At 58.1% G+C, this 17,443-nt stretch carries 15 protein-coding genes; 9 read left to right on the top strand and 6 right to left on the bottom strand.

Annotated elements, in window-relative coordinates; translation table 11 throughout:
- The first annotated feature begins 23 nt into the window (after window positions 1–23).
- The 6 genes from HFP54_RS00230 to HFP54_RS00205 all read left to right on the top strand — a co-directional run bounded on the left by HFP54_RS00230 (window position 24) and on the right by HFP54_RS00205 (window position 4,469).
- Window positions 24–617 (top strand): UvrB/UvrC motif-containing protein, encoded by a 594-nt coding sequence (locus tag HFP54_RS00230; RefSeq protein ID WP_146411272.1) that lies wholly within the window; start codon window positions 24–26, stop codon window positions 615–617.
- Window positions 614–1,699: a protein arginine kinase gene (locus tag HFP54_RS00225; protein WP_146411268.1), complete on the top strand. Its 1,086-nt coding sequence runs from the start codon at window positions 614–616 to the stop codon at window positions 1,697–1,699. Before HFP54_RS00230 ends, HFP54_RS00225 begins: the two co-directional genes overlap by 4 nt.
- Window positions 1,700–1,942: 243 nt before the next feature.
- On the top strand, window positions 1,943–2,536 hold the full coding sequence (locus HFP54_RS00220; RefSeq protein WP_146411265.1) for an RNA polymerase sigma factor: 594 nt from the start codon (window positions 1,943–1,945) through the stop codon (window positions 2,534–2,536).
- 78 nt (window positions 2,537–2,614) lie between these two features.
- Window positions 2,615–2,863 carry a hypothetical protein gene (locus tag HFP54_RS00215; RefSeq protein WP_146411263.1) on the top strand — a complete coding sequence of 83 codons (249 nt, stop codon included), beginning with the start codon at window positions 2,615–2,617 and terminating at the stop codon, window positions 2,861–2,863.
- A gap of 116 nt (window positions 2,864–2,979) precedes the next feature.
- On the top strand, window positions 2,980–3,483 hold the full coding sequence (locus HFP54_RS00210) for a hypothetical protein (protein ID WP_168563644.1): 504 nt from the start codon (window positions 2,980–2,982) through the stop codon (window positions 3,481–3,483).
- Complete coding sequence (locus HFP54_RS00205) at window positions 3,480–4,469, top strand: hypothetical protein (protein WP_146411259.1); 990 nt, start codon at window positions 3,480–3,482, stop codon at window positions 4,467–4,469. Before HFP54_RS00210 ends, HFP54_RS00205 begins: the two co-directional genes overlap by 4 nt.
- Window positions 4,470–4,527: 58 nt before the next feature.
- Here HFP54_RS00205 and HFP54_RS00200 read toward each other — a convergent pair whose 3' ends face one another.
- Entirely contained in the window at window positions 4,528–7,545 is a 3,018-nt protein-coding gene (locus tag HFP54_RS00200; RefSeq protein ID WP_168563643.1) for a hypothetical protein, read from the bottom strand.
- Window positions 7,546–7,982: 437 nt separating this feature from the next.
- Between HFP54_RS00200 and HFP54_RS00195 the strand changes: the two genes are divergently transcribed.
- Entirely contained in the window at window positions 7,983–9,329 is a 1,347-nt protein-coding gene (locus HFP54_RS00195; RefSeq protein WP_168563642.1) for a BamB-related PQQ repeat family beta-propellar protein, read from the top strand.
- Between the two features lie 45 nt (window positions 9,330–9,374).
- Here HFP54_RS00195 and HFP54_RS00190 read toward each other — a convergent pair whose 3' ends face one another.
- Entirely contained in the window at window positions 9,375–10,352 is a 978-nt protein-coding gene (locus tag HFP54_RS00190; RefSeq protein WP_235951158.1) for a diacylglycerol/lipid kinase family protein, read from the bottom strand.
- Window positions 10,353–10,493: 141 nt separating this feature from the next.
- On the opposite strand from HFP54_RS00190, the gene HFP54_RS00185 reads away from it, so the two are divergent.
- Window positions 10,494–11,204 (top strand): phosphatase PAP2 family protein, encoded by a 711-nt coding sequence (locus tag HFP54_RS00185; protein ID WP_315853818.1) that lies wholly within the window; start codon window positions 10,494–10,496, stop codon window positions 11,202–11,204.
- A gap of 33 nt (window positions 11,205–11,237) precedes the next feature.
- Here the strand turns inward: HFP54_RS00185 and HFP54_RS00180 are convergent, their stop codons facing one another.
- A complete protein-coding gene (locus HFP54_RS00180) occupies window positions 11,238–12,956 on the bottom strand; it encodes an NADPH-dependent assimilatory sulfite reductase hemoprotein subunit (RefSeq protein ID WP_146411251.1) in 1,719 nt (572 codons plus the stop codon).
- Window positions 12,957–13,140: 184 nt separating this feature from the next.
- On the opposite strand from HFP54_RS00180, the gene HFP54_RS00175 reads away from it, so the two are divergent.
- The gene (locus tag HFP54_RS00175) at window positions 13,141–14,058 is read left to right on the top strand and encodes a bifunctional 5,10-methylenetetrahydrofolate dehydrogenase/5,10-methenyltetrahydrofolate cyclohydrolase (RefSeq protein ID WP_146411249.1); all 918 of its coding nucleotides are present in this window, start codon (window positions 13,141–13,143) and stop codon (window positions 14,056–14,058) included.
- A gap of 75 nt (window positions 14,059–14,133) precedes the next feature.
- Here the strand turns inward: HFP54_RS00175 and HFP54_RS00170 are convergent, their stop codons facing one another.
- From HFP54_RS00170 to HFP54_RS00160, 3 genes are all read right to left on the bottom strand, one after another.
- Window positions 14,134–15,087, bottom strand: coding sequence for a lysophospholipid acyltransferase family protein (locus HFP54_RS00170; RefSeq protein ID WP_168563640.1), 954 nt, complete (start codon window positions 15,085–15,087; stop codon window positions 14,134–14,136).
- Window positions 15,088–15,174: 87 nt separating this feature from the next.
- Complete coding sequence (locus HFP54_RS00165; RefSeq protein ID WP_168563639.1) at window positions 15,175–17,124, bottom strand: sodium/solute symporter; 1,950 nt, start codon at window positions 17,122–17,124, stop codon at window positions 15,175–15,177.
- On the bottom strand, window positions 17,121–17,393 hold the full coding sequence (locus HFP54_RS00160) for a DUF485 domain-containing protein (RefSeq protein ID WP_197136035.1): 273 nt from the start codon (window positions 17,391–17,393) through the stop codon (window positions 17,121–17,123). The genes HFP54_RS00165 and HFP54_RS00160 overlap by 4 nt, the downstream gene beginning before the upstream one ends.
- Between the last annotated feature and the right edge of the window lie 50 nt (window positions 17,394–17,443).

Raw genomic sequence — 17,443 nt, 5'->3', positions numbered from 1 at the left:
CTTGCGGGGGGGAAGCACGCGTCATGAAATGCCATTACTGTGAAAAACCGGCGACGTTCCATATCACCGAATTGACCGGTGACGACGGTCCGCAGGTGATGCACCTGTGTGAACTGCACGCCAAGCAGTTTTTGCAAAAGGAATCTGCCAGCCCGACCGCATCGTTGGCCGGTGTGATTGCCAAGCAACTGCAGCTGGGTCAAACCAAGGAAGAAATCGAACAGCTGGATCAAAAAGAGTGCCCGGTTTGCGGAATCAGCTTTTTCGAATTCCGTAACTCGGGGCGTCTGGGATGCCCCTATGATTACGTGCACTTCGAAGCCGATCTGAAGCCGCTGCTGATCAACATCCACGACGCCACCGAGCACACCGGCAAACGGCCCCGACGCGCCGCGGCGACGGCCGACGCCCAAGCGGAAATGATTCAATTGCGGCGTGACATGGAAGAAGCGGTCGAACGCGAAGATTATGAATTGGCTTCGCAGATCCGGGACCGGTTGAAAGAAATGGAACCCGCCGTCATCGAAGACCCGGGCGATACGTCCGGTCCTGCTGCTGAGAATCAGGACGACGCCGGTGACGAACCTACCGAAAACAGCACGCAAGGACCCTCGTGAAGCTGCAAACTGACGTCAGTGATCTCGCACACCGCAGTGGCGAATGGCTCCGTGGCACCGGCCCGGAATCCGATATCGTCATCAGCACTCGGATCCGATTGGCACGCAACCTGGCCGATTTTCCCTTCATCCGCCGCTGCAGCGATGAAGACCGCTTGAGCATTGAACGCACCGTCCGCAGCAAAATGGAATCGTTGCGTGGTTGGGACGAAATCTGCTACATCGATTTGGACCAACTGTCGGAAATTGATCGTCAATTGATGGTCGAACGACAGTTGATCAGCCGTGAAATCGCCGACGCCGACGGTTCCCGTGCCGTGGCCATCGATCCGTCGGAAAGATCCAGCGTGATGATCAACGAAGAAGATCATCTGCGGATCCAAGTGATGCACAGTGGTTTGGATTTGGATTCGGCCTGGAACCAAATCAATGATCTGGACGACCAGCTGGAAGCCAAGATCCTGTACGCATTCCATCCGCAGTTCGGTTACCTGACCGCATGTCCGACCAACGTGGGAACCGGATTGCGGGTCAGTGTGATGCTTCACCTGCCCGGATTGGTTATCACCGGTGAAATCGAAAAGGTGTTCCGCAGCATGCAGCGGATCAATGTCACCGTTCGCGGGCTTTACGGCGAGGGGTCCCAGTACACCGGTGATTTTTACCAGGTCAGTAACCAAGTCACGCTGGGCCACAGCGAAGAAGACTTGTTGAAACTGATCGGCGTCGAAGTGGTCCCGCGAATCATCGAATACGAACGCAAGGCTCGTGATTTCCTGGTGCACCAAGGCCAGCAAGACCTTCACGACGATGTCAGCCGCGCCCTGGGGATCCTAAGCACGGCTAAAAAGATCAGCAGCGAAGAAACGATGCACTACCTGTCCAAGGTTCGCATGGGCGTCAATTTGGGGCTGATCAGCGATGTTCAAACGGCAACGCTGAACAAGCTGTTCATCCACACCCAACCGGCTCACTTGCAAAAACTGCATGGTCGCGTTTTGACCTCATCGGACCGCAACATCCGACGTGCCAGCTATCTGCAGCGACATCTGTCGGGTGATGACAAATCGGATCTGAACTGACACCAAGATCAAAGTCGATTCGGCGGGTGCGAATTCCTATCGGTCCGCATTGGGTTTCGGTGTTCCCGTCATCCCCCCGTCTGATGGCACCGTTGCGTAATCGACGTCGGCAATGCGGATGATCGCGACGGAAATCGAAATGGGATAGCGGCGATCCGACGCGGGCGACGTTTCGAAGGTTCCCCCCCGCGTCCCCTGATAGAATACCTCGTCCTGCAGCCCCCCCTCCTCGCACTGACCGGCATGACTGACGGCGTGGACAACGAGTCCGACCTGATCACCGACGCCCTATCCGGCAATCGCGACGCGTTTGCGACGTTGGTGCGTCGCAATCAGGATCGCTTATTCGCGTCGATGATCCAGGTGACCGGGTCGCCCGACGAAGCGGAGGAAGTGGTACAGGAAGCCTTCATCCGCGCGTTCGTCAAATTGGACACGTTTCAGCAGAACAGCCAATTTTTCACTTGGCTGTATCGCATCGCCTTCAATACGGCGCTGACGCGACGGCGTCGCCAAAAGGCCAAGATTTCCCTGGACCAAGCACGTGAATCGGCCGGGCACGAGTTGACGGCAACCACCGACGCGGTGGACGAAAACCTGCTGCGTGCCGAGCGTGTGACCATGATCCGTGTCGCCATGGCCAGGTTATCCGAAGACCATCGTTCCATTCTGGTCTTGCGAGAGATGGAGGGGCATGACTATGAGAAGATCGCGGAGATTCTGTGCATCTCCATTGGCACCGTTCGAAGCCGCCTGAACCGCGCCCGACGCCAACTGAAACAACACTTGGAACAGTTGGAAGACGAACAGACCTCGCGTCCGCAATCGCGTCCCTAGCAACGCGGACACGCCGTCCGGCCGACGTTCTGTTGACGACCAACGCCCGTTGACGATATCGATTCGACGATCGCGATCATGGACGACCCCCAACCGCGTCTGGATTTGACCAACACGCCCAACCAGGGGCGACAGAAAGCAGCCGAAGATACGCCGCAGAGCAAACCGTTCCTGGGCATTCGATTTGAATGCTGTCGCACCTACGGCCGAATCTATTTGAATGATTCCGGAACGGCCTACGACGGTGCGTGCCCCAAATGCCGTCGCCGAGTGCGAGTACCGGTGGGTCCCGGCGGTTCGTCGTCTCGCTTCTTTTCCGCCGGTTAGTTGACGCCAAGGTTTGGCGGCGGCGTTCCGGCAAATTCGCACGCTGATTCCGCTTTTCGCGGCGGGCATCGTTTTGCTACCGTCGCGACGCGTCCCCCGATGTTGCACGGATCCGAATGCTTGGTGAATACAAAGTCAATCGATGCACCCGACGGTGTTTCACGCTCGGCCGTCCGCTGAAAGAAGCGGAATGGTACTACAGCGTCGTCATTGAAGACGGGGAACAGTTCGAACGCCGCGACTATTCCGCCGAAGCCTGGACCGAACCGCCCGAGGGTGCGATCGGCTGGTGGAAGAACCAAATGCCATCGGCGGAAAAGAAGAAGCTGACGTTGGCGCCGCCGGAAGTCCTGATTCAATTGCTGCGGCAAATGAGCGAAAACCCGGCGCAGGGGAAGAATCAATACTTGCTGGCCCTACTGCTACTGCGTCGCAGAATCGTTCGCGAGGCGACCGCCAGCGAAACAAGTACGGAATCGCCGGACGTCCTGCGAATCGAAGTCGGCAGCGATGGCGACACGATGGAAATTCCGGTCGCTGAAATTCGACGAAGCGAAGTCGAGGCGCTGAATCAAAACCTGCAAGAGTTGCTGTATTGCGAGGTCGACGAAGATCAATGATTCGCACGACCACGCCCCGTTACAGCAATGCTCCCAAACTCGGCCGACAACTATCTGCCTGGTTGATGATAGCCGTCGTCTTTGTATGCGGTGGTGCGACATGCATGCCACAACGAAAGGTGACCGATTTCCCTGCTCCGCCACCGGTCTTGTCCGATGTGCCGGAATTGAGCGACGTCATCGCAGCGGTCAACCGAAACGACGCGGTCCAGCAACTTTCAACAAACTCCGCATCGATTCAGGACATCCACCAAAAGACGCCTCGCTTTACCGCGAACGTTCATTTGCAACGTGAGAAGGACTTTCGGCTGCGGGCCAGCCTTCCCATCATCCTGGGATCGGGGTTGGACATCGGCAGCAACCGCGATGTGTTCTGGTTCGAAGTTCCCGACGGGATGAGCCGGACGATGTACTTCGCCCGTCATGACCAGTATCAAAATCAACTGCAGCACGCCGCGATCCCGGTCAATCCGGCGTGGCTGATCGAAGCCATCGGCTTGGTTCATTTGGATCCCGCCTTGGTCATCCAAGGTCCGGTGCGTCGTGACGACGGACTGTTGGAAATACGCAGCCGAATGCCCGACGGGATCCATCAACGCGTTTGTTACATCGACGCCGATGGCGGTTTTGTGACACAACAACTATTAACGAAACCGACGATCGGCGGTGGTGAGATTCTGATCGCCGAAAGTCGCACGGCAGACCATCGCTTTTATGAGAATCCAGCCTGCGTGCTGCCGCATAAGATCCTGCTTCGACTTCTTCCGACAGAAGCACCAGAGATGAATCTGATGATCGAAGTCGGTGACTACTCGGTGAACCAAATCCTAAGTGGTGACCCGAATCTATTTGTGATGCCTCAAACGGCGCCCAACATTCGTGACTTGACCAAGCTGTCTTTGGCCACACCGCCGGCCCCCACCGAAACCAGCTACACGCAACAGGCCACACTGATTCCGGAATATCGCGGCACAATCACGCGATAGTCTCTTGCCATCACGACACGATCACTTGCAAGTCTGATTCTTCGGCGACAACCACCGATTACGGTCGCTTTCTGAACCTCGCCACCTGTTGATGCAGGTGGTGATCCGCCGGAGTATCCAACAAGCAGGCTTGCTCGATTGCGGCAGCCTGCTTGTTTTTGTTTTGGCGATACAAGATTTCCGCCAGCGTGTCGCGATAGATGGCGCTGTCGGGTTCCAGACGCACCGCCCGCGACGCCCACTGCTGGGCAAGCGACAATTGGCTGTCGTTGACCGCCAGTACCCAGGCCAGGTTATTCAGCATCATGGCGTCACTGGGATAGCTGGCAAAGTGCTGATGGCCCAAATCAACGATCCGATCCAGCGTTTTGGTTACCAAATCGTCCATGCCAGCCTCAGCCGCTTTGGGCAGCAACCGTTCGACGTGATCGATTGCCAACGGATCCAGTTTTGATATGAAAGCCAGCGATCTGTCGACGGCTTCTTCGTCGCCGGCATCGATTGCCGCTTGCATCCGATACCCCTCAACGACCGTGGGATACCAGACGAAGGTGACTTCGGATCGATCAGGGACGTCCAAGAGTGTGACCACCGCTTGGTCCAAGATCATCGCGGCGTCAAAGGGACGCGTTTCGTGAATCATCTCCGCGTAGGTGTGCACCGCTGCCGAAAAGTCTCGTGCATGCTTGGGATCAAGCGCGGTCAACGCCAACAGTCCCTGGTACGCAGCTTTGGCCTCCGCATCCAAACCGTGTGTCACCAAGTAATCGATCACACGGCGGCGATGACGCGGTTGGGGCGAACAAAGCAACAATTGCATGGTCTGGTCGCTGTGCAGACTGGCCGAAGCGTCCGTTCCCTGTTTCGCCAAACGCCACTGTGCCGCCAGGATTCGCACCGCCAGTGCTTCGTCATCGGCGCTGGGCGAAGGCGTCGTTGTCGTTTGCACTTGGTGCAAAATCTGTTCGAAAATTTTGCGATAGATCGTCGCTGCTGTCTGATCGTCACCGGAGAACTGTTGTCGTTCAGCCAGCAGGAACATTGCCCGGCGATCACCACGCCGCACCAATTCCGTCTGCCACAGATCAGCCAAGTCTTGTCGGCCCAACCGCTGGAACATCAGCGGGTAGCCCGAATGAATCTCAGGTTCCGCTATCGAGCGGGTCAGCCGACTGCGTCGGTTGGTCGCCGGCGCGGTCATCAGCAAGTGGCTGAACCGATCCAAATCGATCGCCGAATCCCATGAATGTGGCAAACGGCCGCGCAAAAGATCGGCGGTCCACCGATTGCGTGTTCTGACGCTTGATCCGGCATGAGACAACGCCAGCACTTGGCTAATGCGTCCCCACATGCTGCCGTTGGCACCTTCATCGCCAAAAAAACTGGCCAGCACGCTGGCCGTCGATTCGCTGACTTGATCGTCATCGGGGTCATGCGCAAAGCGGACCGCCCAATCCAGTTCACCCGCCTGCTGAAGCGACCAACAAACCAACAATCGCGATGGATAGCGTCCAATACTGGTCTGGCGACACAGTTCCTGGCACACTTGCCACGCCAAATCACGACGCCCGCACCACAACAAACTTCGAATCACCAACTGGACATGGTTCACATCGGTCGTCGAATCTTCGGTGGCTGACGCGACCCGTTCCAACCAGTCCCGTGTCGCCAGATTCAATTGCCGTGCGATTTGTTTGGAACGGCCATCGGCAACCGCATCTGTGTCATCGGCCAAACCAATGGCTTTAAAAACATTCTGATAGCGTGATGACGCACGGGCCAAGTTTGCGGCACCGTAGGGATCAATTCCGGAAAGGACTTCAATGGCCAAATCGATTTCGCCACAACTGGCAAGCGTTCCCCAACGCAGCTGACCGATCAACGCGGCCTGATTCCGATCCACTCCCGCGGCAACGTTCGTTGTCTTCCACTCGGGCCCGGTCAATGCGTCGATCGCTTCTTGGCGTCGCGACAAATCACCGGCACGATGTGCGGCAACCAAGCGACGGCTTTGGTGACGCGTCCACGACAACGAACGTGGCGGACCGATGGCCGACATCGCGGATCCATCCACTTCATCCAACCATTCGCATAGTTCGCGCCAGCGACCGTCCAAGGCCATACAGCGATAGCGAAGTTCGCGCAGTTGGTCGACGTATTCGACGTCCGACGCACGGTCATCCGCGATGCCAGGGCCGGCTTGCGCCCCACCGATCCGATCCGTATTATTCTGTGCCGCATTCTTCTGTGCACTGCGAAGAGCAGATTCGGCCAACTCGATCGCGTCGTCACGTCGCCCTAAGGCGTCCAACACCTGTATGCGATTGATCGTTTGTTGGTTGCCCGACCAACGTTGGGAACGATCGGGCAGCAATGTGTCTTTGGAAACGGGCATGCCCATGACTTGCATCACTTCAGCACGGCACACCAGCATCGACGGTGATTCGGCCACGCGGTCGATCAGGTCTACGAGGTCAGGGACCTTGTCACCCGAGACGGCCATGGCGACCAGCAACGGATACAAGTTTTCTATCGACGTGGCCGCACGGTCACGCAAACCGTCCCATGCGGGTGTCCCACTGGACTCATCGAGCGCAACCGCAGCGGCTTCGAAGCGACCAGCCTTTAACAACAAGTCCATCGCTTCGGCCGGATCGACCTCCTGCAGTCGCTTGGACAATTCTGGGGGAGTGTCGGGCAAAATCCCCCGTCGCCATCGATCCAAGATCCATTGGGCCCGACCGGAAACTTCCGGATCTGGATCACGCACCGCTTCACGCACCCACTGTCGAGTCGCGTCGCGATGACGCCACATCTGCAACGTCGTGCGTTGACGCATTCGATAATCGTCCGACGACAGTTGTTCGGGTGCCAATGCCCCCTCGGTCGCGATGATCGGTGGTGGCGTCTGGGCCTGGCCGGTCACATCTGACGTGCTGCGTTGCTGCTGTGCGGGCGAAGGGTCCTGCTGATCTGCCGCCGTCACCGGGATCGCCTGAAACGGGATCAACAGTCCCCAAATCGCCAGCACCGGCCCCGTCTGGCACACGCCACAACACAGGTCATTCGATCGCATTTGTCGATGATGCAAAGACACAATCCCGTTGTTAGAAAATCCATACGATTGACGCGGCATGCCTGAGTATTCGTTCAGGAACGTCACCGCGTCCGATCACCATCGTTCAGTGTGGGGCGGCGTTGCGATGGTCAGCTCCCATGATGAATCACCAGTCTTTGAAACCTGGAAGCATTGATGAAGTTTAGCCGATGGTCCAGAAAAAGGGACATTTCGTCCGCCGGTCGTTAAGATGATCGGGCGCCAAAGGCTCGAGGACGCAATCGTCGCCGCGAGACATTCAACCCGCTCGCAGGGCCGCCGCTCGAATCCTTTGGTCATGATCCCGCCCGAAATCCCCGCCTATTCAAGCCAATCTGCCGATGCCCACCCCCAGTCTTCGACCGCGGTTTTGTCGTCACCGAAAACATTCGAATCAGCCGATTCCGAACCGATTCATGCACGGCAATCGTTTACGCCCAAGGTATCCATCACTGGGAATCGCGGCGTGTTTGATTCTGTTTTCTGCCGCCCATCTCCACGCCCAGACGGATGTGTTCTGGGGACAATGGCGGGGCAACCAGCAAAACGGCGTCGCACCAGCAGGCGATTATCCCGTCCAGTGGTCCAGCGAGTCCAACATTGCCTGGACGCTTGATTTACCGGGACGCGGCGGCAGCACCCCCGTCATCGTGGGTGACACCGCGTATCTGACCGCCGGTTTCGAAGACAAAAATCATGTCATCGCCGTCAATCTGACCGACGGAACAGTCGCCTGGACACGAGAACTGGGCGATGATCGCGGCGGCAAGCACCAAAAGGGCAGCGGCAGTAACCCATCGGTGGTATCCGACGGAAAATCGCTGTTCGCATACTTTCGCAGCGGCGATGTCGGCTGTCTTTCAGCTGACGGAACCGTTCGCTGGCATCACAACCTGCAAGATATGTACGGCCAGGACACATTGTGGTGGGACCTGGGCAGTTCACCGATCATTGCCGACGGCAAAGTCATCATTCCGGTGATGCACTCCAGTGAAGGCGAAGATCGGCGATCGTTGACCAGCGTCGGATACGTGGTGGCGTTGAATGCCGAGTCAGGCGACGTGGCCTGGAAAGTCGACCGAAACACCGACGCACCGGTCGAAGCATCGCAAAGCTACACGACTCCCGTGCGGTGCAACGTCAACGGCATCGACATGTTCGCCGTATTGGGGGCCGATCAAGCATCGCTGCACCGTGTAAACGATGGCATGACCGTGGGAACGGTGGGCGGGTTCAATCCCGCCGGCGAAGCCTTCTTTCGTTCCATTTCGTCACCCGCGGTGACTGACGGCGTCTTGATTTGCCCGTATTCACGCGGCGATACCGTGACGGCCATCGCACTGGATCGTTTGGCAAAAAATGCCGGTCGTGATGCGGTGATTTGGGAACGCGACGACATCGGCAGTGATGTTCCGACACCTGCCGTGGAAAACGGCGTCGCCTACTTCATCGAAGACGGTCGTCAGAACCGTGGTGAGGTCATCGCCGTCGACGTAAAAACCGGTGAAACCAAATGGACCGTTGCGACGCCCAAAAGCCGAGTGACCTTCAGCAGTTCACCGCTGATCGCCGGCGATCACTTGTATGTCACGGCGGAAGATTCTCAGACCTACGTGATCGGACCGCTGTCATCAGATTCTCCCGAATTGGTCGCGCAGAACGACTTGGGCGAACAGCCGGGAATCACCGTGTCCAGCCCGGTACCGCTAAAAAACGGATTGCTGATCCGCACACGAGATTCGTTGATCCGGGTCGGAAAATAGTCGCCCGCCGTTCCGCGTCTGACTTCGATCGTTCGCGACCAACATTCAGGTGGCCGGCGCGAGCGACGAGGATGGTGGGCGAACGACGAAGCCGTCTCCCACAATCATGCGGATTGCAGCGGGGATCACCTCGAACGTTGTAGGTACGTCTTGGTCGATTTCACCATCGATGCTGAACCGCATCGGCGGATCACTGCTCAGTTGCAATGACCTGACTTGGCGAAACAGCACTTGGTCCGATTCAAGAAATCGACCAAGTAGATTGGAAGCCACCAGCTTCGCCATTTCAGCAACCTCGCCATCACGAATCAGGACGACATCCATCCGCCCGTCACAAATCGATGCTTCCGGGGCGACTTCGATGTGTCCCGCGTTGGTGCGACCGTTGGCGACAATCACGGCCCAACAATCCAGCCGATCCCGATGACCGTCGGATCGAGCGTCGACGTGGTACGACCGCATATCGGGCAGCACATCCATCGCGCCACGCAGATAGCTGAACGCCCCCCAAAACGCCTTGGTCTGATCGTCTAGTTGTTCGCTGACTCGGACACTGTTTCCGCCGGCGGCCACGTTGGCAAAGTAACGGTCGCGCCGCCCATCGCTGACCCGAATGACGTCACCAGGAATGACTCGAGCGTTTTGAAGGACGGCGGCCGATTGCTGAACATCCGCCGGCATGCCCAGCGTCCGAGCAAAATCGTTGGCGGTGCCCAGCGGCAGAATGCCGAAAACGGGGCGTCGCTCCGACGGCAGCTGCATGATCGCGTTGACAACGGCATTGACGGTCCCGTCGCCGCCGGCCGCGACGACGGTGCGCAGCCCATCGTTCACGGCTCGCGCGACGACTTGGCCCAGATCGATTTGTTGCGATAGTTTCAACCAACGACCGCCCCATTGGGACTGGGCGGCACGCGCGGTGCTCACATCCAACCCCCGACCCGAACTCTGGTTCCAAATCCACAGCACATCGGCCGCCGCAACGGTGTCGGCCTGAGTGGTGGCGATCGCGTCGGACATCATCGGTTCCATTGTTAATCGATACCCGGTTATCAAATTCCTCGCACGAAACACATTCGGAGACTTATGAAGGGCGGCAATCCTCGGACCAAAACAGATCGAAACCGTCATTTCTCCCGACTGATCCGTACGGGAAGTGCGAGGGTGATCCACTTCATCCGCGGACGCGAACCCATCGCAATGCTGGTATGGGTCACCGTGGTATTGGGCATCTGGGGATTCGTCGAATTGGCCGATGAGGTCACCGATGGTTCGACACAGAACTTTGATCGTTGGGCGGTCAGCCTGATGCGTCAGAGCGACGCGCCGTCCATTCCGATCGGCCCCCGGTGGATGGGCGAAGCGGGGCGAGACATCACGGCCCTGGGTGGGATCGCCAATCTGACCCTGTTGATCGTTGCGGCAACCGGATTCCTGCTGGTCAACCGAGCCAAACGCTTGGCGGCGATCCTAGTGGCCTCCACCACCAGCGGCATCGCCATCAGCTTGTTGCTGAAGCGGGTGTTTGATCGACCACGCCCCGATGTGGTCCCGCATCTGTCAGACGTTTACACCAGCAGTTTTCCCAGCGGCCATTCAATGATGTCTGCGGTGGTATACCTGACCCTGGGTGTGTTGATCATTCCCGTGCTGAAGCATTTTTGGGCGCGGGTCTATGTGCTGGCCACGGCAGCACTGGTGACCGTCTTGGTCGGGATCAGCCGCGTTTATATGGGCGTGCACTATCCCACCGACGTTTTGGCCGGATGGGCGGCGGGTGGCGTTTGGGCACTGATCTGTTGGTCGATCGCCCGCCGCAGCACGCCAAAACCGCCGTCGGACACGCTGGTCCCCGCTAGGGAACCAAAGTTGTGACCAATGGACGGTTTGGGCGGTCGTATCGCCGGTTTACGGCTTGGGGGCCGCAGCAGCCAAGGCGGCCAAGTCTTCCTGGCCGACACGGGTACAGAATTCACCCAGTGATTCGTCGCCTTGGCGGTTGGCTTTGAACGCGGCGAAGATCGCCACCAATTCATCGACCACCTCGGCGTCGGGCACCAAGTCTTTGTAGATGAATGCCAGACGGTTCCCCAGCCAACCACCGCCGGCGAACAGCGTGTACTTGTTCTTGGCTTTGCCCACCAACGCCAGGTCGGCGTTGTAGGGGCGAGCACAACCGTTGGGGCAGCCCGTCATGCGAAGGGTGAACCGTTCCTTGTCCAAACCCAATTTGGCCAAAGGTTGCTCCAGCCCATCAATGATTCCCGGCAGACGTCGTTCGCTTTCGGTGATCGCCAGACCGCAGGTGGGCAGCGCGACACAGGCGATTGACCAACGCCGCACGGTGCTGGTGTCTTCGGTGGTCACGATCTTGTGGTCCCGCAAGATCTGGATCAGTTCATCCCGCTGATCTTCTTCGAAGTCACAAAAGATGATGCTTTGGTGACTGGTCAAGCGAATTTCCGGAGCAAATCGCTGGCACACCGCCCGCAATCCGGCTTTCAGCTGACGCTGGTCGTTGTCGTACAGCCGTCCATTCTCAATGTTCAGACCATAGGACCATTTGCCGTCGCCTTGTTCCTGCCATCCCATGTGATCGTCGAAATCGGTCACATCGTCGTCGGTCAGATCTTGCAGCGGCCCGCCATAGTATTCCTCGACCGCACGCCGGAATTTTTCGATGCCCCAATTGGCGATCAAGTACTTCAGACGGGCAACCTTGCGATCTTCGCGGTTCCCATAATCGCGTTGGACTTTGATGACCGCCTTGGCCACATCCACCGCTTGGTCAGGCGTTACAAAAGCCATCCGCTTGGCCAACGCGGGGAACGTCTTGGATGCACTGGGGGTGGTTCCCATTCCGCCGCCGACACTGACGTTGTAACCAACGACTTCACCGTCGCGGACGACGGCCAGGAAGCCCAGGTCTTGGGTGTAGATATCGATACAGTTGTCGTCGGGCAAAGCGATGCCGATTTTGAATTTTCGCGGCAGATAGCGAGGCCCATACAGCGGCTCGACAACTTCGCCGGGACCGCCGCCGACCAGTTCTTTTTCACCGGTCTGTTCGTTGGTCAACCACAATTCATGATAGGCAGGCGTCTGTGGTGCCAAGGCGACGGTCAGTTCATCGGCCAATTGTTGGATGGTGTTGTGAAGCGGCCCGGTCCGCTTGGCGGGGCAACACATGATGTTTCGATTCACATCGCCGCAAGCGGCCAGCGTCGACAATCCAACCGCATTGACGCGTGCGATCGCAGCCTTCAGATCATCTTTAACAACGCCGTGCAGCTGGAACGTTTGTCGGGTGGTGATCTTGAGCGTCGAATTCCCCAATTCATCGCATAGATCCAAGTGGGCCAGCAGTTGTTCCGACGTCAATCGGCCGCCGGGAATCCGGCACCGCATCATCATCGAATAGGCTTTGCCACCGCCGGTCTTCTTCAGCTCGGCCCGCTTGTCTCGGTCGTCTTGCTGGTAAGTCCCGTGGAACTTCAACAGTTGCAAATTGTCTTTGTTGAAGTGATCGGAATCTTCGTGCAGTTCTTGGCCGATGGTGCCTTTCAGGTACTGGCTGCCTTCTTTGATCCCTTCGACGGGGCTAAGCTTGGGAGCGTCCGTGGACATAGTTTGGATGTCAGTCGGGTATTAGGATTCGAGCCGCGTGGATTGAACGCGAGTGGATTCGATGGTGAGTGCACGACGCGAAATTCGCTGACTGGCAGACTTTGCCCAGCCTTCACATTCTTCGACGTCTGGTCAACTATAACGGCCGCTCTTCTTCATCACTATGCCAGTCGCTGGACCACCGATGACCGCAACGCTTCTGAACGGAAAACAGATCGCACAGGAGATTCGAGCCGAAATCGCCGAACAGGTTCGCCGGCGTGTTCAGGCGGGGAAATCGCAGCCCAAGCTGTGCGCGATCCTGGTGGGGGACGATCCCGCCAGCCAGGTGTACGTCCGCAACAAGGAACGGGCCTGCGAAAAAGCGGGAATTGCGGGCACGGTCGACCGATTGCCCGCCACCACCACCGGCACCGAACTGCTGGCGCGGATCGAACAACTGAACCACGATCCCACCGTACACGGCATCCTGGTCCAATTGCCGTTGCCCAAATCCGAATCGTCGGCCGATCCACTGGACGAACGACGGGTATTGGACGCCGTTTCGCCGCTGAAGGACGTGGACGCATTCAGCCCCGTCAACGTGGGATTGCTGATGCAGGGGCGGCCGCGTTTTCTGCCTTGCACCCCGCACGGCGTCGTCCAACTGCTGCATCGCTGTGACCGCCCCGTCGCAGGCAAACACGTCGTCGTGATCGGACGCAGCGATATCGTCGGCAAACCCATCGCGTCGATGCTGTCACAGCGAACGAACATGGCCAATCAAGGCGACGCGGAAGGCGGCCGAGACGTGGCCAACGCCACGGTGACAATCGCACACAGCCGGACGGAAAACCTTGCCGACGTTGTCCGCCAAGCCGACTGTGTCATCGCAGCAGTGGGCATCCCAAAGCTGGTGACCGCCGACATGATCCGTCCCGGTGCGACGGTCGTGGACGTCGGCATCAATCGAGTCGACGACAAGCTGGTCGGCGACGTCGACTTTGAAGGCGTCAAAGAAGTCGCCGGCGCGATCACACCTGTTCCCGGCGGCGTCGGACCATTGACCATCGCCATGCTGCTGCACAACACGGTCAAAGCCGCGGAACTGGCCGACGGATAGAACTGGCCGAAGGATAAAGGCAGGGTGCCGTCACACCGTCATCGGCATCTGGCAATTCGCACATCGCAACCGTGCCTATGCGGCCTGTGTCATCGCAGCTTTCTGCAGCCGTTTGGCGATTTTTGGCGGCGGCTGACGCCAGCGTCGGTGCAACCACCAGTATTGTTCCACCGACATGTCGATCGCTTCGGCCAACCGCGCGTTGTACCAGCGAGTCAGCGTCTGCACGCTTGCACAGACCTTGCCCGGATCGTCGGCCGGATCAGCGACGCCGACGCATCCCGATTCGAACCTCATTGGTTGTCCGTCGATGCGTCGCGTGTAAGCAGCCAACATCGGGGCCCCCGATGACAACGTGAACAACGCTAAGGCTTTGTGACAAGAAGCGGGGGTGCCTAGAAAATTCACCCAGCATCCTTTGTCACCCGCGTGTTGGTCGGCCAACAGTGACAACGCCCCACCGCTGCGAAGCAACCGTTCGACCTCCGGTGCGCTGCCTTCCTTATCGACCAAGTGCTGGCCCTTTGCACTGCGAAAACGCTTGACCCAAGCATCGATGAATTGGTTGTCCAGCCGCCGCGCGATCGACGTGGTTTGAAAGCCCATCAACCCGATCAAGTAGCCACCGATTTCAAAGTTCCCGAAGTGCCCGGTGACCGTCACCGTGGGTCGTCGTCCCAACAAAATTCGCAACATCGCGCGGTTCTGGCGAAAACGAATGTGACGGGGCCAGTTGCACAGGTGCAATCGACGCTGAGCCCAGGCTATTTCGCACCCCATCAACAACAGCGAATGCCACATCGACCGCATCAACGCTGCGGCTTCCTCCTCGGTGGCGTCGGGAAAGACACGGCGGATGTTTTCACGCGTGACGCGATAGCGAATCTTGATCGGGCCGGTCAACAACCAGGCCAGAACCCGACACATTCGATCACCCATGTCGGCCGGCAATACCTGAACGACCGAAACCAACAGCCGCACCAAAAGATACGCGGCGGCATCAGTGGCCTGTCGCTTCCAAGCTTGCATCGATCCAGTTCGGTGAGAGGTGATCCGTCACTTCAGCCCTGAATTCACAGGAAACCGGCGGGCGTACCGGCACACCCGCTGTCACCATCATCCCGCAACCGGTGCTTCGTCACCAGACCGATTTCCGGTCATCAGCGAGACCACGATCAAAGTCAGAAACGCCAAGGGGATCGTCACGATCCCGGGTTGGCCAAACGGCGTCGGCGCACCAGCCGGATCGATACCGTAAACCGATTCAAACGTATCGGCCGACAACAACACCCACGCCAACGAGCTGAACATTCCGACCAGAATGCTGGCGACGATCCCTTGCCGTGTCGTCCTTTTCCAAAACAGCAACATTACTAACGAGGGCAAATTCGCGCTGGCGGCCACACTGAATGCCCAGCCGACCAGGTAACTCAAATTCAAGCCCTGGAACAGAATCCCCAACACAATCGCGACGATACCGACAATGACCGCCGAAATTTTCGCCACGCGGACCTGACGAGTCCCCGAAAGTTGCAGACCAAAGACGCCTTCCAACAGATCGTGAGCAACGGCTCCGCTGCTGGCCAAGATCAGCCCGCTGACAGTGCCCAACACCGTGGTGAATGCGATCGCCGAAATGATCGCAAACAACCAATCATTGAAACTGCGTGCCAACAACGGCGCGGCCATGTTGTTGCTGGTCAAGTCGAGCGCCCCGTTGGTCATCGCGCCCAATCCCAAGTAAAGCGTCAGAACATAGAAGAATCCGATCGTCGCGATTCCAACGATCGTGCTTTTGCGTGCAGCCGCGGCATCCTTGACCGTGTAATAACGAATCAGAATGTGGGGCAACGAAGCGGTGCCACAAAACAGCGCCAACATCAACGACAGAAAGTTGATCTTGCCGACCCAGCTTTCACCACGAATACCTTGAAAGCGTGGATGTTCGCCCGGCCGCAGCACCTGGGAACCTTCGGTCGCTTGTGGATAGTAGATCGTCGACATCGTTTCATCATCGTGCCAAACACTGGTCTTTTTCCAAAGCACGACTTCGCTTTGACGCAGCGTCGCCAAATAGGCCGCGGGCCCCAGTGGCCCGGTTTGCTGCTGATCATCAGGCAAACGACTGACATAGCCGCCGGTCAGTAATTCGCGTTGGCCCGGATCGCGTCCAAGAGGAGCCCCGTCGATCAACGTCGCTGCGTCCGTTTTTCGAACCGACTGGGCTTGACGCAACCAAACCTGTGCACCGGAGCGTTCGATTCGAAACAAATCGAAGCCTCGATTGTCGTCACGCGCCAATCGAATGAAATCCTGGGCATCCGACCAACCATCATCGGGCGTCAACACAGTCCGTCCCGCGATCATCGCGTCACCGGTCTGGATTCGCTGGGGGGCAACCTCGCTTTCATCCAGCGGTCCGATCGACTGGAATCCGCCATCGTCGACCTTCAACCCCTTGGATAGAACGATCGCCACCAAGACGGCGCTAAAGATGACCAGCAAAGATCCTTTCAAAAACTGGACCCAGGTCGTGCTGACCATTCCTGCGGTGACGACGATCACAATCACCACCGCACCCACTGCAACGACACCGATCCAATGGGGCAGTCCCAACAGAGGCTGGATCAGCACACCGGCGCCGACCATCTGCGGAATCAGATAGAAAACACTGACGACCAGCGTGCTGACGCCCGCCGCGGCGCGAATGCCGGGTGATTGAAACTTGGCATCCAGCGCATCGGCGAAAGTAAATCGCCCCAGCCGCTTCATCGGTTCGGCGATGACGAACAGTGCGACCACCCAACCCGCCAAATAACCGATCGAGTACAGGAATCCGTCGTATCCGTACGACGCGATCATTCCGCAGATGCCCAAAAACGATGCCGCCGACAAATAGTCCCCGGCAAATGCGACACCATTGATCGCCCATGGGATCTGGCCATGGGCAGCGAAGTAACCTTCGGACGACGTCGCACGGCGTCCCAGGTAAAAACTGATGCCCAGCGTGAGCAACACGAAGGCCGCAAAGGCGACGATTGCCGCGACGGATGCGTCGTAAATCACGAGCGATCCTCCGTCGCCGAGACAGCTTCATCGTCCGGTTCGACACGACAAAACCAGCCGTAGATGCCTGCCAACAAAATGGCCACGACGATCAATCCAAACCCATAAACGATCGCCAGATTCAGCCCCCAGAACAAGACTTGGTCGAACGCATCGGGCGCGAACGCGCCGGTCAGCACGAACCCCAGGTAACACAACAAATACACCACAAACAAAACCAACCCCAACTTGGCGTTGAAGCGTTGTGCGTCGACAGACGTTTGGGTCATCGGCGGACCTTGGCAAAGGACGATACGCGATCGGGACATCCCACGGGTCG

This window comes from Crateriforma spongiae, from assembly GCF_012290005.1.
Lineage (GTDB): Bacteria > Planctomycetota > Planctomycetia > Pirellulales > Pirellulaceae > Crateriforma > Crateriforma spongiae.
This window is presented reverse-complemented; position numbering and strand designations above follow the sequence as displayed.

Excerpts from the sequence above, each read along its gene's own strand:
- HFP54_RS00230 (WP_146411272.1), top strand. The coding sequence starts at position 24 with ATGAAATGCCATTACTGTGAAAAACCGGCGACGTTCCATATCACCGAA.
- HFP54_RS00200 (WP_168563643.1), bottom strand. The coding sequence starts at position 7,545 with ATGCGATCGAATGACCTGTGTTGTGGCGTGTGCCAGACGGGGCCGGTG.
- HFP54_RS00170 (WP_168563640.1), bottom strand. The coding sequence starts at position 15,087 with ATGCAAGCTTGGAAGCGACAGGCCACTGATGCCGCCGCGTATCTTTTG.
- HFP54_RS00215 (WP_146411263.1), top strand. The coding sequence starts at position 2,615 with ATGGACGACCCCCAACCGCGTCTGGATTTGACCAACACGCCCAACCAG.
- HFP54_RS00160 (WP_197136035.1), bottom strand. The coding sequence starts at position 17,393 with ATGACCCAAACGTCTGTCGACGCACAACGCTTCAACGCCAAGTTGGGG.
- HFP54_RS00210 (WP_168563644.1), top strand. The coding sequence starts at position 2,980 with ATGCTTGGTGAATACAAAGTCAATCGATGCACCCGACGGTGTTTCACG.
- HFP54_RS00220 (WP_146411265.1), top strand. The coding sequence starts at position 1,943 with ATGACTGACGGCGTGGACAACGAGTCCGACCTGATCACCGACGCCCTA.
- HFP54_RS00195 (WP_168563642.1), top strand. The coding sequence starts at position 7,983 with ATGCACGGCAATCGTTTACGCCCAAGGTATCCATCACTGGGAATCGCG.
- HFP54_RS00180 (WP_146411251.1), bottom strand. The coding sequence starts at position 12,956 with ATGTCCACGGACGCTCCCAAGCTTAGCCCCGTCGAAGGGATCAAAGAA.
- HFP54_RS00190 (WP_235951158.1), bottom strand. The coding sequence starts at position 10,352 with ATGATGTCCGACGCGATCGCCACCACTCAGGCCGACACCGTTGCGGCG.
- HFP54_RS00175 (WP_146411249.1), top strand. The coding sequence starts at position 13,141 with ATGACCGCAACGCTTCTGAACGGAAAACAGATCGCACAGGAGATTCGA.
- HFP54_RS00205 (WP_146411259.1), top strand. The coding sequence starts at position 3,480 with ATGATTCGCACGACCACGCCCCGTTACAGCAATGCTCCCAAACTCGGC.